Raw genomic sequence first — 13,850 nt, forward strand, 5'->3', positions numbered from 1 at the left:
GTCCAACTTCGATAGGGCTGTGGCATATGAGATACTGCCGGACTTCTCCTTGAGCTTTCGGTCTCTTGAGCAGCCGAAAGCGGAGCGGCTCGTCACGGAGCATCGCCGTCCCTCGTGGCGAGCCGCTTTTATCGGAACTCTTCACCTGACGTGAAAGAAAACGGCCCGCCACCAAGGGACGGCAATCTGTGACGGGCCGTTCGTTTCCCCGCGGGGAGTCCGGGGGGCATGAGATCAAGCTCGGTCCGGTGCAATGGTTCCCCGAAAAAGTACCGATTCCTTTGTCTCGTTGGAATTGTCCGGGTTCCATTGGAACGAAACTTCACCGGCTGCGTTTAGGCTCCGCATCTGACTGGGGAGGAAGCGTTGCCACACATGAAATCGAACCTCATCACACGTGCTGATCTCTTGACGTTGATAGAAGATGTGGGCTTCGGCAAAGCCGTTATCGGTGGTGCCGATCGCGATGGAGTCGTCGTGGACGGTTATCTCGACCTCCGAAGGATTTCCGAGCGCCTGAACCGGCTCGTCGAGATCAGAAGCCAGCAGCGCGCCCTTCTCGATCACGAGCAGGCGCGCTAATTCCACTTCACCTGCGGCGAGCGGTTCGGAGAAATCTGTCGAGCCGCGCTTCCGCCTTACTGCATCTGTAGAGAGATCGGCCAGCCTGGTCGATCAACCGACCGCTTTCATAATGCTCGATGATCTCCGCGTGAATATAGCTCTTGCGCGTCACCGCCGGCGTATTGGCCAGGAGGCCGCTGACCTCCCTGGCAACTGTCACGAGCAGGCGGCGCTTCTCCGATATGGAATCACCCGCATGGCCGGCGAGGCGCTCAAGAGCCACGGCGGACGCCCGCAGCGTTCTGAAATCCTTGGCCGAGATCTTCGCGCCCGCTATGTGGACGAGGTAACGATTGAGATCGCCGGCCGTCATGTTCCTATAGCCTTTGCCGGCCTTCAGCTTGAACAGGCGCCGGCCGCGCACTTCTTTCATTTGCCCGATATTGCGCGCACATTTGTCGTCGGCGAGGCTGGCCTGGATATGTTTCCTGCCTTTGCCCGGAAAATCGAAAGAGATCTCCGACCCTGAGACGGTAACGTGCTTTCGCAACAGCGTGGCCACGCCCCGGCCGCTTTCCTCTCCTGCATATTCCTCATGTCCGGCCCGCAAGCACAGGCGATCCACCAAGCGGGCGGCGGTGGCGAGAACGCGTTCGTCAGCATCGCCATCGAGATCGCGCGCTATCTTGCGTCTGATGCGCGGCAGCACAGCGATCAGCCGGCTGAGCCTGCGGGCTTTTACGCCGTTACGAACGATCTCCCAATCGGGATGGTAGATATATTGACGCCGTCCGGCGTCGTCCCGGCCCACCGCCTGGATGTGACTGCGCGGATCGGCGCTGATGCGGACATCGCGCCAGGCCGGAGGTATGACGAGTTTGGCGATGCGCGCCGCATCGCGGGCGCTGATCGGTCTGGATTTGCCATTGGCGACATGCCTGATCCGCCCGGGGCGGGCGCGCCGGATCGGAAAGGCCTCGATATCAGCCTTTCTCAGTTGCGCGGGCGGTAAAGGAGAGTCATCCCAGATCGACATGGTGACCTAACGCCGAATGGCGATTCCGGTTCCGCATTGGCTGTTGCGTCAGCGCAATAACGCACGAAACCCAGCCCCGATCCGTGGCCAGGTCCCGGCACTATGCACGAGCTCAAAATTTGCTAACGAAGACGCGCTTCGCGCCGCCAGCCGATATAGGGCCTAAGATCGACATTCTGGTCGCGATGCTCGCCGCCCTGCACCGCCGCCCACCAGGCGGCGGCGGCCGCGACCGCCAGCGCGCCGGCGACGGCAAAGCCGAGGAACAACGCGAATTTCCGCGCCTTTTCCGCCGCATCGCGTGCCTGGGTCACCATGCTACGCAGATCGGAAAGAGCCGTATCGACGCGCGTCGTGGCCTCAGCCTCGGCAAGGCCGGTCTGGCGCATCACCAGCTGGTTGAGATAGGCGCGGTCCTTCGTCTCGACTTCACCGGTGGGATAACGCGCCAGGATACGCGCGGCCTCGCCACGGCGCGCCTCGGTCTCGGCCGGTGCCACGGCTTCCGGACGATCACTGCGCAACAGGAGATCGGCATAATAGGCAACCGGCGTTCGATCGGCGCCCGCGAGGGCGGTACCGGCGACATTGGCGGCCACATCGGCGCCGCTCCTGGCCGGACCCGCGATGGTGAAAGCGGTGATGACGGCACCGATCAACACGCCGAAGCCCCAGGCGAGCACACCGTGCATGCCATCGCGCATCTCGGTTTCATGATCGCCGGCGGCCCGTCTCTGCATCAGGAGGCCGGTGAAATATCCTCCGGCCAGAAAACTCATCACCGTCACCAGAACGATCCACAGACCGAGCACGAGCGCGAAGGTCACGGCCGACACACTTTCCGCCGGATATGGTGAGGTGATGGAAAGACCTACAGCAGCCCCGAAGGTAAAAAGAACGAAGGAGATTGCCGCCGCGATCACGGCGCCGGCAATGACGGCGCCCCAATCCACCGAGGAGCGTTCGGTATTGATCGTCGTTTCGACGACGGCCACTTCGGGCCCGGAATCGTGAACTGACATGGGTTTTCTCCCTTCAGCGCAAGCCGAGGAACGAAAGAATCGCCATGATGACGACGATGAGGCCGATGAGATAGATGATCTGGTTCATGAGACACCTCGCCTTGGGAATATCCAGACAACGGACGAGGCGATCACGAAGTTCCAACTTTCGGAAGGAAAGGCCGCGGGGCGCCTAAAGTGTGGAACTCGTCGACCCCTTCTTCGCGGTCTTGCGCTTCTTTTCGCAGATCTCGGCGTGAAGCGCATAGAGCTCGGCGACCGGTCCCACCGATATGCGCGCAAGTTCCTTCGCTCGCTTGATCTGCTGCGTCAGCCGCGAAGCCTTCGGTGCCAGTTTGCGCCTGGTCGGCAAGTCGCTTCTCCTCCCGATACGGACGGGACAATGCCGCTCGGGGCGGTTTGGTTCCAAAAAATGCGACAGCTCAGCTTTTGGCGGCGTCGGCGCTGGCTTCGAGAAGCGGACGCGATATTTCAAGCCTGATGATCAGGCCGTCGGCGCTCCACTGACGTTCCACCCGCCCACCCAACTGGAGGGCGCTGGCTTCGACCAGACGGCTGCCGAAGCCGGTTTCGCTGTCGGCCGGTGGCGGCGGCCCACCGGTCTCGCGCCACAGGATTTCGACCTTCTCACCATCGAGCGCGAAGACGATATCGACGCGGCCCGTCTCATTGGAGAGGCTGCCATATTTCGCGGCATTGGTCGCGAATTCATGCAGAAGCAGTGCCACGGGCGTGATCGATTTGCCGGTGATGGTCAGGTCGTCGCCGGCGACGTTTATCCGCGAGCGCCCCTCATAGGGGCTGAGTATAGCCTCGGCGAGGCCGTGCAGTGTCACGCCCATGTCGTTGGCATTCTCGGCGGCTTCGTTCACCACCATGGTCAGGGAATGGGCCCGGCTCAACGCATTGAGGCGGTTGGTGACCGCCGTCGCGAGATCGGCCGCGGAGGTGGCGGAGCGAGAATTGAGATTGATGATGCTGCTCGTCACCGCAAAGAGATTCTTCACCCGGTGGTTCATCTCGCGCAGCAGCAGCTGCTGACGCTCAAGGGCGCGCTGTCGTTCGGTGATGTCGCGGGCGATCTTCGAGGCGCCCAGGATGTTGCCGCGCGCGTCGATGATCGGAGACACGGTGAGGGAGACATGGACGAGCGTCCCGTCCTTGCGCCGGCGCACCGTTTCATAATGATCGACCCGCTCGCCCTTGCGAATGCGGCTGAGGATGGAGGTTTCCTCCTCGAGCCGGTCCGTCGGAATGAGAAGCGTGACCGGACGGCCAACCGTCTCTTCGGCGCTATAGCCGAAGAGACGCTCGGCACCGCGATTCCAGCTTTGAATGACGCCATCCAGGTTCTTGGAGATGATGGCGTCGTCCGAGGACTCGATAAGCGCCATGAGCCGGCCGGCCGCCATGTCGGCGGCAAGCCGCTCGATGCTGAAACTGAGCTGGCGCGCGAGGATCAGCGCGACTTCGCGCTCCTCCTCGTCGAAATCATGCGGTGCCGCGTGATAGAACATGAGCTTGCCGACCGTCGCCCGGTTAAGCGTCACGGGAATGAAAGCCAGCGCCTGGATGCCCTCCTGACGGAGAACCGGCATGAGGTTCCGGGCCTCTCCGGCCTTTGCGATGTCGGCGACGAAGATGGGGTCGGGGTCGGGCTCGCCCATGCGCCAGGGTGAATGTCCGTCGACCGCTTGCCGGTAACCGTCCGACAGCTCTCGCCAGGCCACGAAGCGCATGACGCCGCTCTTGTCGAAGCGAAGAATGGAGGCTTTGCCGCAGCCGAGCAGCTCGGTGATCGCATCCAGCGTGGCTTCATACACCTCCGGCAGTGAGGGCGCCCGATACAACCGGTCGATGAGGCGATAGAAAGCTCGCCGCTTGAACATGCGTTCCGCCGGCAGGTCGGACATACGACTGTCGGCAGCTGTCACTTTCGTATCGGTCACCTCGCGCCCCTCCAGGCGTGGCGGCGACGCTAGCAATACCGACGTGACGTGAACAGGGAAATTATGGCGCCGGTCAATTCCAGATTCGCAGCGCGAGCCAGACCATCGCCGACCAGGCGACGGCGCCGCCGGCCATGAGGACGGCACCCGTCATCAAAGCCGGTGCGATGCTTTTTGACCGGCGGGGAACTCTGCTCATGGCCGCACCGCCGGGCCAACTCCAGAATGCACCTGCATGGGATGCGCTCCTTTGTCTCCGTGATGCCGCCCGTACTTCGCTTGTCCAAGCTCGCTGTGAAATAAGCGAGTTGGACCATGGGCCAATGTCTATTCGCTTTACGGTTGCCGCGAGATCAACCTTAGTGCTGCTCAGACTGGACATGCCGGAAAAAGCTGGATATGCCGCCCTAAACTTTAAACGACCACTTGGGGAACTTGAGTCAAGGCATGAGCAGATTATCCGACTGGCAGCGCACCGGACTCATCGTGAGCATTCTGGCCGCTTTCATTTCGATCTGCGCCGCGATCTGGACCATCAACATCCAGAAGCAAAGCGCCGCCGAGTTGGCCCGCCTCAAGACTGTCGGCGGCCTCGACAAAAAGAGCGTCGAATTCGCCATGATCCTGCTCAAGAAACCGAGCACCAGCGTGGCCGAGCGCCGGTGGGCCGTCGATGTGCTGAGCATTGCCGAGAAGGTGCCGATGTCGGGCACGCGGCGCCAGCAGATCGCCCGCTCCGGCCGGCCGCTGGCCGAGATCGGCCAGTTCATTCCCGAAGCCAAGGAACTCAACGACAAGCTCGAGGCGATTCCCTTCTGGCTCGACCTCGCCGCGGATGTGATCGACGTGATCGATGTCCTGCCCTCGGTAGGGGACGCCGCCAGCGATGCGCTGGAGGGCGGCTTGCTGGATTTGCAGAATCTGACCACGCCATGACAAGCGGGCAGCGAGAGGAACTCTCGCTGCCCGGCATTCCTTCAGCCCAACACAGCCTTCATCAAGAGACCGGCAATGGTGAGCGCCGCGATCACCGCCGCGATGAGACCGACCAGCGTCCAGAACAGGAATGACCGTCCTGCCCTGGCCGCCGCCTTCTGAGGAACCGACACGTGTCTATACGCGTCAGATGAGTGTGCGGCCGACGATCCGGCCAGTGCGCGCATTCAGCAGAATGCGATAGGTGTCACCCGACCGGTGGCCAAGATAGGTGTAGGTGCCGCCGTTGCATTCGATGACCCGGACGCGGTTGAAGCGTTCGGCGACGATGCCGCGGCCTTCACCGCAGCTGATGCGATAGCGCGGACCGACACTGTAGACTTCCCAATAGGGCTGCGGATACCAATAGCCTCCATAATAGAAGCGGAAGCTGGCGGTCTTGCTGCGGCGCCGGTCATGGCGGCTCGGATCGAAGCGCCATTTGCCTTCGCCGACGCGTGTCCGCGTCCGCACGTCCACATTGTCGTCATCCTGCTGGCCGCTCCCAACCCTCTTCTTGCGCGGCATGACCTGATCGTTCGTCTGATCCTCGACCTGGTTGCCTTCCGGCATCTTCCGTTTGCCTTGCATCTGATCGTTTTCTTCGGGCGCCTTCAGGCGCTTCCGCGGTACGGCCTGATCGGGAATAGCCTCCTTATTGCCGCCCATGGCGCCGCTGGGGCATTGGTCACCCACACATTCCTTGGTTGGAGGCTGGGCATCCTGCGCCATGGCGGAACCGGCCCCCAGAGTTCCCAGGATGAATGCGGTGGCCAGCGTCGTTGTCGTCAGAAAATTCTTCATGAAGGTCTCCTTTCGAGAGGGGAAAGCCCCCACCACCCGCTCCGTTCCTTCACATAATTTTACGTAAGATTTCGGTCGCCAGGGAAATTGGACCTTGCCCCTTGGTCCAACTCGATTCCCCCCAGGGCATGTCGCACACTTCCCGAAACCGGAATGTGGAGACAGGCCATGACGAGATTGCTTCTGACGGTCCTGATGCTGTGCGCTTTGGCCACCAATACCGAGGCCGCTTCATCCGACGACCTAGCCCGCCGCGCCGTCGAGCGGCGCGCCGTTGAGGCCGTCATCTGGGGCATGCCGGCGGTCAATACCGACCTGATGCTGCAGGAAATGCTCAGGAAAACCACGGCCAAAACGAATGAGATCGTCTATTGGTCGCGGCCGGTGAACTGGAAGAACCAGACGCTGACGCCCAATCCGGACGCCATCTATCTCATGTCCTTCTGGAACGTGAAGGACGGGCCGATCGTTATCGAAATCCCACCGGCGGAAGGCGGGTCGATCGCCGGCAATATCGTCACTGTCTGGCAGATGCCGCTCGAGGATGCCGGCCCCGAAGGCGCCGACAAGGGCAAGGGCGGCAAATATCTGATCCTGCCGCCCGGCCATCAAGGCACGCCGCCGGATGGCTATATCGTCCTTCAATCGGACACGTTCAGCGGCTTCGCGCTCTTACGCTCCAATCTCCCCAGCCATGGCGACGCCGATATCGCCAAATCGGTCGCCTATGGCCAGCGCGTCAGGATCTATCCGCTGGCGCAGGCGGCGAACCCGCCCGCGACGAACTTTTCCGATGCCTATGACACCCTGTTCGACTCCACCATCCGCTATGATGCGAGCTTCTTCGACAATCTCTACCGTATCGTGCAGACCGAGCCCTGGCTCGACCGCGATCGCGCCATGATCGATCAGTTGCGGACCCTCGGGATCGAGAAGGGCAAGCCCTTCAAGCCCGACGCCAAGACCAAGGGCCTGCTCGACAAGGCGGCGCGCGAAGCGCACGCCTTTCTCGCACAGCGCTATGAAGACGGCTTTCCCGTCATCAATGAGGGAATCCGATGGTTTCCCGCCGCCATGCCGGAAATAGTCAAGGGCGCGCAAGGCGGATACTCGGATCCCGACGCCTATCCGGTTGATGCGCGCGGCGTCACCTATACGCTCGGCTTCACTGGCATCAAACGCTTGGGTACCGCGCAATTCTACCTGCTGACCAACAAGGACAAGGACGGCCGCGTCTTCGACGGCAAGGCTTCCTATCGCCTGCACGTGCCGGCAAAGGCGCCGGTCAAGCAATATTGGTCGGTGACGGTCTATGATCGCGAGACTCACGCGCTGGTGCGGAACATGACGAAAGCCAGCGTCGCCTCGATCAGCCCCGGAGTCGCCAAGAATGCCGATGGATCCGTCGACGTTTTCTTCGGCCCCAAGCCACCGAAAGGCAAGGACGCGAATTGGGTACCGACCGATCCCAAGCGCAAGTTCGAACTGATGTTCAGGCTCTACGGGCCGGAGAAGCCGCTTTTCGACAAGAGCTGGAAACTGCCCGACGCCGAGAGGGTTCGCTGAACGCTACTTCTTCCTGCCACCGCCCTTTTTCGCCGGCGGCGTCGGCTTGCTCGCCGATTTGTCGCCCTTCACGCTCTTCTTCAGAGCTTCCATGAGGTCGACGACATTGGCGCCCTTGGGCCGCTCCTCATCCGACTTGACGACGAGCTTCTTGCCCTTGGCTTTCTGCTGCACCAGCTCCTGGAGGCGTACCTCATAGGTGTTGCGGAACTGCTTCGGGTCGAACTGATGGGTGTTCTCGGCGATGAGCTTGGTGGCGAGGTCGACCAGCTCCGGATTGACCGCGACATCCGGAATCTCGCCGAAATATTTGTCGGCCGCGCGAACCTCATTGGCATAGCGCAGGATATACATGGCGAGCCCTTGATCCAGCGCGCCGACAGCGACGAGATATTCGCGCCCCGACATGGTGATCTGGCCGAGGCCGAGCTTGCGCTTATGGGCAAGCGCCGCCTGGATGACGCGATAGCCTTCGACCTGGAACTCGTCCTCCGGGATCAGATAATAGGGCGCCTCGAAAAAGCGCGGGTCGATATCGGTAGCCGAGACGAATTCCTGCAGCTCCAGCGTCTTCTTGCTTTCGAGCCTGACCGCGGCGATCTCGTCGGGCTCGAGCACCACATAAGTGCCCTCGCTCACTTCATAACCCTTGACGATATCGGCTTCCTCGACCGGTTCGCCGGCGACCGTCTTCACATAATTGACGCGCTTGCCGGACGGCTTGTGGATCTGATTGAGGCCGGAATTCGACGGCTCGACGGCGCTATAGATCTGGACCGCGATCTGGACGAGAGACAGCTTGATGAAACCCTTCCAGTAGGGCCGACCAACGGGTGCCATGGACCAAACTCACTGAAGACAAACTGACCAAAAGGGAAGTTTATCACGAAAGGGTTAAAAGCGTCCTTAGAAATAATCGCCGTGCTTTGCTATAGGCTGACGATCATGACGAAAGAACGACTGGCCAGTTGCGCCTGCGGCGAGCTCCGGGTCTTCTGCTCGGGCGAACCGTCGAAGGTGTCTTTGTGCCACTGTCTCGCCTGCCAGAAGCGCACCGGCAGCACCTTTGGGGTCGCTGCCTTCTTCGAGCGCAAACGGGTGCGGATCGACGGCGCGACAAGGGCCTTTGCCCGTGAAGCGGATTCAGGCTTCCCCGTCATCTTCCATTTCTGTCCCGATTGCGGTTCGACGGTTTTCTGGGAGCCGCAGCGCAAGCCGGACTACATAGCCGTCGGGGTCGGCTCATTCGCCGACCCGGACTTCCCCGCCCCCGATCAAGCGGTCTATCAGGAGCACCGGCATGGCTGGGTCGCGGCCGTGCTCAAGCCGTCAGATGCTCGATCAGGATCTTGAGACCGATGCCGAAGAGCGCGATCCCGGCCGCGATCTCGGCAAACTGACCGAGCCTGGCGCCGACCAGCCGTCCGAGCAGGGTACCGCCGGCGGAGAAGATGAAGGTCGCCAGACCGACGGCAATGGCGACGACGATGATGTTCACATTGAGCATCGCCAGCGACACGCCGACAGCCATGGCATCGAGACTGGTGCCGACCGCCGTCGCCATCAGTGCGGCGAGCGAGCCATTGGACGTCTTCTCCTCCCTCTTGTGAAGGGCCGCATAAATCATATGCGCACCAACGCAGCCAAGCAGGAAGAAGGCGATCCAGTGATCGATAGCCTGGACAAAACCGCTCGCGGCGACGCCGATGCCCCAGCCGATCAGCGGCGTGATGGCTTCGATGGCGCCGAACACCGCGCCGGTGCGCAACGCGTGCGTGAATTTGATGCGTTCGCCATGGCCGGCGCCACGGCCGATCGAGGCGGCAAACGCATCCATGGACATGCTGATGGCCAGCACGGAAATCGAGATCGGAGACATGACAGGGCTCAACATACGGACAGATTGACCGGGCAAAGGCGAGCTGTCCGCACGCCGGGCTTTGCCACGGTCTTGCCGAGTCGAAACCGACCGATCGCACCACGCGTTTGAAACGCGAGCCTGTTGATGCGATCCCGCCGGGTCAGCGGTGGCTACTCCCCGATGACGGCCTAGCTACTGAGTCCGCGGACGCGTTTCAAGCCTTGATCGCCTAGATCACGATGAATTTGGATCGAATCGATCCAAATTCATCAACGTGATCGATTCTCGTAGTCAGCGCGGGATTCTCGCGAAAAACCGGCATCCACTTTTTCGCATCCCGCGCTAGTTCACAGACTTATTCCCTCACGATCAACCTAAGCTTCTTAGCTTCAGCTATACGCAATGCATTGGGCAATTCTTTCACGCATCCGCGATGATTTTGAGCGCGCTCAATCACTCGGCCGCGAGCGCCGCCGGCATCTTCGCCTTGCCGCTTCGGAACGCATCGAGCAATTCGCTTTCGCGTCCCTTCGCCAGCTTGAGATGACGTTCCTTGACATGGCCATAGCCGCGGATCTGTTCCGGGATGCTCGCGATCTCGGTGGCGAGCGCCACATTGTCGGCGGAGAGCGTTTTCAGAAGCTCGTCGACCATCGCACGGTAGTCACCGATGAGCGCACGCTCGGTGCGCCGCTCATGGCTGCGCCCGAACGGATCGAAGGCGGTGCCGCGCAGGAACTTGGCCGAAGCGAGAAGCCGGAAGACCGGCATCATCCACGGGCCGAAGGTCATCTTGCGCGGGACGCCAGTCACCGGATCCACCTTGGCGAGAACAGGCGGCGCCAGATAGAAGGTGAGCCTGCCGCCCTTGAAACGCTTGCCGAGCTCCTTGGCGAAGGACCCGTCGGTATAGAGCCGCGCCACCTCATACTCGTCCTTATAGGCCATGAGCTTGAAGAGATACCGCGCCACCGCGCGCGACAGCGCCTCGGACTTCGGCGCCGCTTCGCTTTCGCGCCCACTGACCTTGGCGACGAAATCGCGATAGGTTTGCGCATAATCCTCGTTCTGATAGCTGGCGAGAAATACCGAGCGCCGCGCGACCATCTCGTCCAGCGTCTCGTCGGCCGCAGCCGGCTTTTTCGGCTCGACGATCTTCTCGACCGCGGCAAGATCATGCGCGGCGCGCCGTCCCCACAGGAAGGCGTCGAGATTCATCTTCACCGCCTGGCCGTTGAGATGGATCGCCTGCTCGATCGAGGAGGCCTGGACCGGCACGAGCCCCTTCTGATAGGCGAAGCCCAAGGTGAACAGGTTGCTCGCGATCGAATCGCCCAGAAGCTGCGTGGCGATCCGCGTCGCATCGATCGCGTGCGCCTCGCCTTTCATCACCCGCGTCTCGATCTTGAGGCGCATTTCTTCCGCCGGGATCTTGAGATCGGGCTTCTGGGTGAAGGAGGCCGGCATGATCTCAGCGGTGTTGAGCACCGCATGGGTGCGCTCGGGCGAAGCTCCGGCCAGGACTTTCTCCGCCGCCGACGTCACCAGATCGCAGCCGAGAATGAGATCGCCCGCACCCGAGGCGATACGGATGGCGGAGATGTCTTCCGGCCTGGCGGCGATCTTGAGGTGGCTCACCACCGCGCCGTTCTTCTGCGACAGGCCCACCATGTCGATGATGCCGCAGCCCTTGCCCTCGATATGCGCCGCCATGCCGAGGACATGGCCGATGGTGATGACGCCGGTGCCGCCGATGCCTGTGACGAGGATCGACCAGGGCCGGTCGAGCTTCGGCAATTGCGGCTCAGGCACCACTTCGAACAAGCTTGCCCCGCCCGGCAGGCTCTTGGTATCGAGGCCGCGCACCAGCTCGGCGCCCTCCACGGTCACGAAGCTCGGGCAGAAACCTTTGACGCAGGAATAATCCTTGTTGCAGGCCGACTGGTCGATCTGCCGCTTGCGCCCGAAGGGTGTCTCGACCGGCGCAACGGCGACGCAGTTCGACTGCACGCCGCAATCGCCGCAGCCTTCGCAGACGAGCTCGTTGATGAAGACGCGCTTATTGGGATCGGGGAAGGTGCCGCGCTTGCGGCGGCGGCGCTTCTCGGCGGCGCAGGTCTGGTCATAGATGATGACCGACGTACCTTTGACGCCCATGAACTCCTTCTGCACCGCATTGAGATCGTCGCGGTGATGGAAGGTCACGCCGGAGGGGAAGGCTGAGGGATATTGCTTGCCTTCCTCATCGGAGACGACGGCAATGCGCTCGACGCCTTCGGCGCGCATCTGATTGGCGATCATCGGCACGTTGAGCTTGCCGTCATGCGCCTGGCCGCCGGTCATGGCGACCGCGTCGTTGTAGAGGATCTTATAGGTGATGTTCACATCCGCGGCGAGCGCGGCGCGGATGGCGAGGAGGCCCGAATGATTATAGGTTCCGTCGCCGAGATTCTGGAAAATATGCTGGCGCTTGGAGAACGGCGCCTCGCCGACCCAGTTGGCGCCTTCGCCGCCCATCTGCGTCGAGCCCTGCGTCTTGCGGGCGGGCATCGCCTGTACCATCCAGTGGCAGCCGATGCCGGCATAGCCACGCGCGCCCTCCGGCAGCACGGTCGAGGAATTATGCGGGCAGCCGGCGCAGAAATACGGCGTGCGGGCGAGAAGATCGGGCACATTGCTGATCCGGCCTTGTGCCGCTTTGATGACGTCCAGCTTTTCAGCCACTTGCGGCCAATGCTTGTGGCCGAGGATGCGTTCGCCGATGGCGACGGCGATCTGGTTGGGCTCGAGCGTGCCATAGACGGGGAACAGCGACTCGCCCTGCTCGTCCTTCTTGCCGACGATGATCGCGTGCTTGCGGTCGTTGAACAGCAATTCGCGCACATGCGTTTCGAGCAGGTCGCGCTTCTCCTCGACGCAGATGATGAGATCGAGGCCGCTCGCGAATTCATGCATGATGGCGGAATCGAGCGGCCAGATGAGGCCGATCTTCAGAAGCCTGAGGCCGATCTTGGCCGCCATGACCTCGTCGATGCCAAGCTCCTCCAGCGCCTGGCGCGTGTCGAGATAACTCTTGCCGACACTGGCGATGCCGATCTTGGGGTGCGGTCCGCCACGGAAGACGATCTGGTTGAGATTGTTCTCGCGCGCGAAGGCGATGGCCGCCTGGCGCTTGAAATTATGGAGGCGCTTTTCCTGGTCGTGCCGGTCGTCATTGGGACGGATATTGAGCCCGCCCGGCGGCATCTTGAAATCCTTCGGCACTTTCGGACGGATGCGGTGCGGCCCCGCCTCGATGACGCCGGTCGATTCCACCGTGTCATGCAGGCATTTGACGCCCACCCAGGTGCCGGCGAAGCGTGACAGCGCCCAGCCATAGATCGAATAGTCGTAAAGCTCCTGCAACCCGGCCGGATTGAGGATCGGGATCATCGCGTCGAGCAGCGCGATCTCGCTCTGATGCGGCACGGTGGAGGATTCCGCCCCATGATCGTCGCCCGCCATGACCAGCACGCCGCCATGTTTGGAGGTGCCGGCGGCATTGGCGTGGCGCAGCACGTCGCCGCTGCGGTCGACGCCCGGTCCCTTGCCGTACCAGATGCTGAACACGCCATCATAGGCGCCCTCGCCCCACATTTCGGCCTGCTGGCTGCCCCAGACGGCGGTGGCGGCAAGGTCCTCATTGAGGCCGGGATGGAACTTGATGGCTTCCGGCGCGAGCAGTTTCTCGGCCCGCTCGAAGGCCTGGTCGACACCGCCGACCGGGGAGCCGCGATAGCCGGTAACATACCCGGCGGTGTTGAGCCCGGCCTCACGGTCGAGCACCTTCTGGGCGAGCGTCGCCCGCACCATGACCTGGGGGCCCGAAATGAAGACCCGGTCCTTGGTCAGATCATATTTGTCGTCGAGAGACGCGGCTGCCTGAGTCATGGTCGGACTCTATCATTCGGTGGCTCACGGACAATAAGGTAGGTATCGCAAGGAGAAAAAGAAATAGCGCCCTGGAAGCACTGCAACATAGGGCAATGGCCTGTCGTTCGGAGCACCGCGCACGACACGGACTTGCGCCGAAC

At 62.0% G+C, this 13,850-nt stretch carries 15 protein-coding genes and 1 riboswitch; of the genes, 3 read left to right on the plus strand and 12 right to left on the minus strand.

Annotated features, from left to right (window positions below; all coding sequences use genetic code 11):
- Positions 1-234: 234 nt before the first annotated feature.
- From JHL16_RS16640 to JHL16_RS35260, 7 genes are all read right to left on the minus strand, one after another.
- Positions 235-588, minus strand: a complete 354-nt coding sequence (locus JHL16_RS16640; RefSeq protein ID WP_200185999.1) for a hypothetical protein — start codon at positions 586-588, stop codon at positions 235-237.
- Position 589: 1 nt separating this feature from the next.
- Positions 590-1,600, minus strand: coding sequence for a DNA topoisomerase IB (locus JHL16_RS16645; RefSeq protein WP_200186000.1), 1,011 nt, complete (start codon positions 1,598-1,600; stop codon positions 590-592).
- A gap of 122 nt (positions 1,601-1,722) precedes the next feature.
- Positions 1,723-2,622, minus strand: a complete 900-nt coding sequence (locus JHL16_RS16650) for a hypothetical protein (RefSeq protein WP_200186001.1) — start codon at positions 2,620-2,622, stop codon at positions 1,723-1,725.
- A 13-nt stretch (positions 2,623-2,635) separates the two neighbouring features.
- A complete protein-coding gene (locus JHL16_RS35255) occupies positions 2,636-2,767 on the minus strand; it encodes a hypothetical protein (RefSeq protein WP_281436016.1) in 132 nt (43 codons plus the stop codon).
- Between the two features lie 27 nt (positions 2,768-2,794).
- Complete coding sequence (locus JHL16_RS16655) at positions 2,795-2,974, minus strand: hypothetical protein (protein WP_200186002.1); 180 nt, start codon at positions 2,972-2,974, stop codon at positions 2,795-2,797.
- A 70-nt stretch (positions 2,975-3,044) separates the two neighbouring features.
- The gene (locus tag JHL16_RS16660) at positions 3,045-4,571 is read right to left on the minus strand and encodes a PAS domain S-box protein (protein ID WP_200186003.1); all 1,527 of its coding nucleotides are present in this window, start codon (positions 4,569-4,571) and stop codon (positions 3,045-3,047) included.
- 73 nt (positions 4,572-4,644) lie between these two features.
- The gene (locus JHL16_RS35260) at positions 4,645-4,770 is read right to left on the minus strand and encodes a hypothetical protein (RefSeq protein WP_281436017.1); all 126 of its coding nucleotides are present in this window, start codon (positions 4,768-4,770) and stop codon (positions 4,645-4,647) included.
- 248 nt (positions 4,771-5,018) lie between these two features.
- Here JHL16_RS35260 and JHL16_RS16665 point away from each other — a divergent pair, with 248 nt between their 5' ends.
- Positions 5,019-5,507, plus strand: a complete 489-nt coding sequence (locus tag JHL16_RS16665; RefSeq protein WP_200186004.1) for a hypothetical protein — start codon at positions 5,019-5,021, stop codon at positions 5,505-5,507.
- Between the two features lie 41 nt (positions 5,508-5,548).
- Here JHL16_RS16665 and JHL16_RS35265 read toward each other — a convergent pair whose 3' ends face one another.
- Both JHL16_RS35265 and JHL16_RS16670 read right to left on the minus strand, forming a co-directional pair.
- A complete protein-coding gene (locus JHL16_RS35265) occupies positions 5,549-5,680 on the minus strand; it encodes a hypothetical protein (RefSeq protein ID WP_281436018.1) in 132 nt (43 codons plus the stop codon).
- Positions 5,681-5,693: 13 nt separating this feature from the next.
- Positions 5,694-6,350: a hypothetical protein gene (locus JHL16_RS16670; protein WP_200186005.1), complete on the minus strand. Its 657-nt coding sequence runs from the start codon at positions 6,348-6,350 to the stop codon at positions 5,694-5,696.
- Between the two features lie 168 nt (positions 6,351-6,518).
- Between JHL16_RS16670 and JHL16_RS16675 the strand changes: the two genes are divergently transcribed.
- The gene (locus JHL16_RS16675; protein WP_200186006.1) at positions 6,519-7,916 is read left to right on the plus strand and encodes a DUF1254 domain-containing protein; all 1,398 of its coding nucleotides are present in this window, start codon (positions 6,519-6,521) and stop codon (positions 7,914-7,916) included.
- A 3-nt stretch (positions 7,917-7,919) separates the two neighbouring features.
- Here JHL16_RS16675 and ku read toward each other — a convergent pair whose 3' ends face one another.
- The gene (ku, locus tag JHL16_RS16680) at positions 7,920-8,756 is read right to left on the minus strand and encodes a non-homologous end joining protein Ku (RefSeq protein WP_200186007.1); all 837 of its coding nucleotides are present in this window, start codon (positions 8,754-8,756) and stop codon (positions 7,920-7,922) included.
- 105 nt (positions 8,757-8,861) lie between these two features.
- Here ku and JHL16_RS16685 point away from each other — a divergent pair, with 105 nt between their 5' ends.
- A complete protein-coding gene (locus JHL16_RS16685; protein ID WP_200186008.1) occupies positions 8,862-9,269 on the plus strand; it encodes a GFA family protein in 408 nt (135 codons plus the stop codon).
- Here JHL16_RS16685 and JHL16_RS16690 read toward each other — a convergent pair.
- Positions 9,238-9,795 (minus strand): manganese efflux pump MntP, encoded by a 558-nt coding sequence (locus JHL16_RS16690; RefSeq protein ID WP_200186009.1) that lies wholly within the window; start codon positions 9,793-9,795, stop codon positions 9,238-9,240. The two genes, JHL16_RS16685 and JHL16_RS16690, sit on opposite strands and share 32 nt — an antisense overlap.
- A 77-nt stretch (positions 9,796-9,872) precedes the next feature.
- Positions 9,873-9,968: riboswitch (yybP-ykoY riboswitch) on the minus strand.
- A gap of 262 nt (positions 9,969-10,230) precedes the next feature.
- On the minus strand, positions 10,231-13,707 hold the full coding sequence (locus tag JHL16_RS16695; protein ID WP_200186010.1) for an indolepyruvate ferredoxin oxidoreductase family protein: 3,477 nt from the start codon (positions 13,705-13,707) through the stop codon (positions 10,231-10,233).
- Positions 13,708-13,850: the final 143 nt, after the last annotated feature.

This window comes from Taklimakanibacter albus, assembly GCF_016595235.1.
GTDB lineage: Bacteria > Pseudomonadota > Alphaproteobacteria > Rhizobiales > Aestuariivirgaceae > Taklimakanibacter > Taklimakanibacter albus.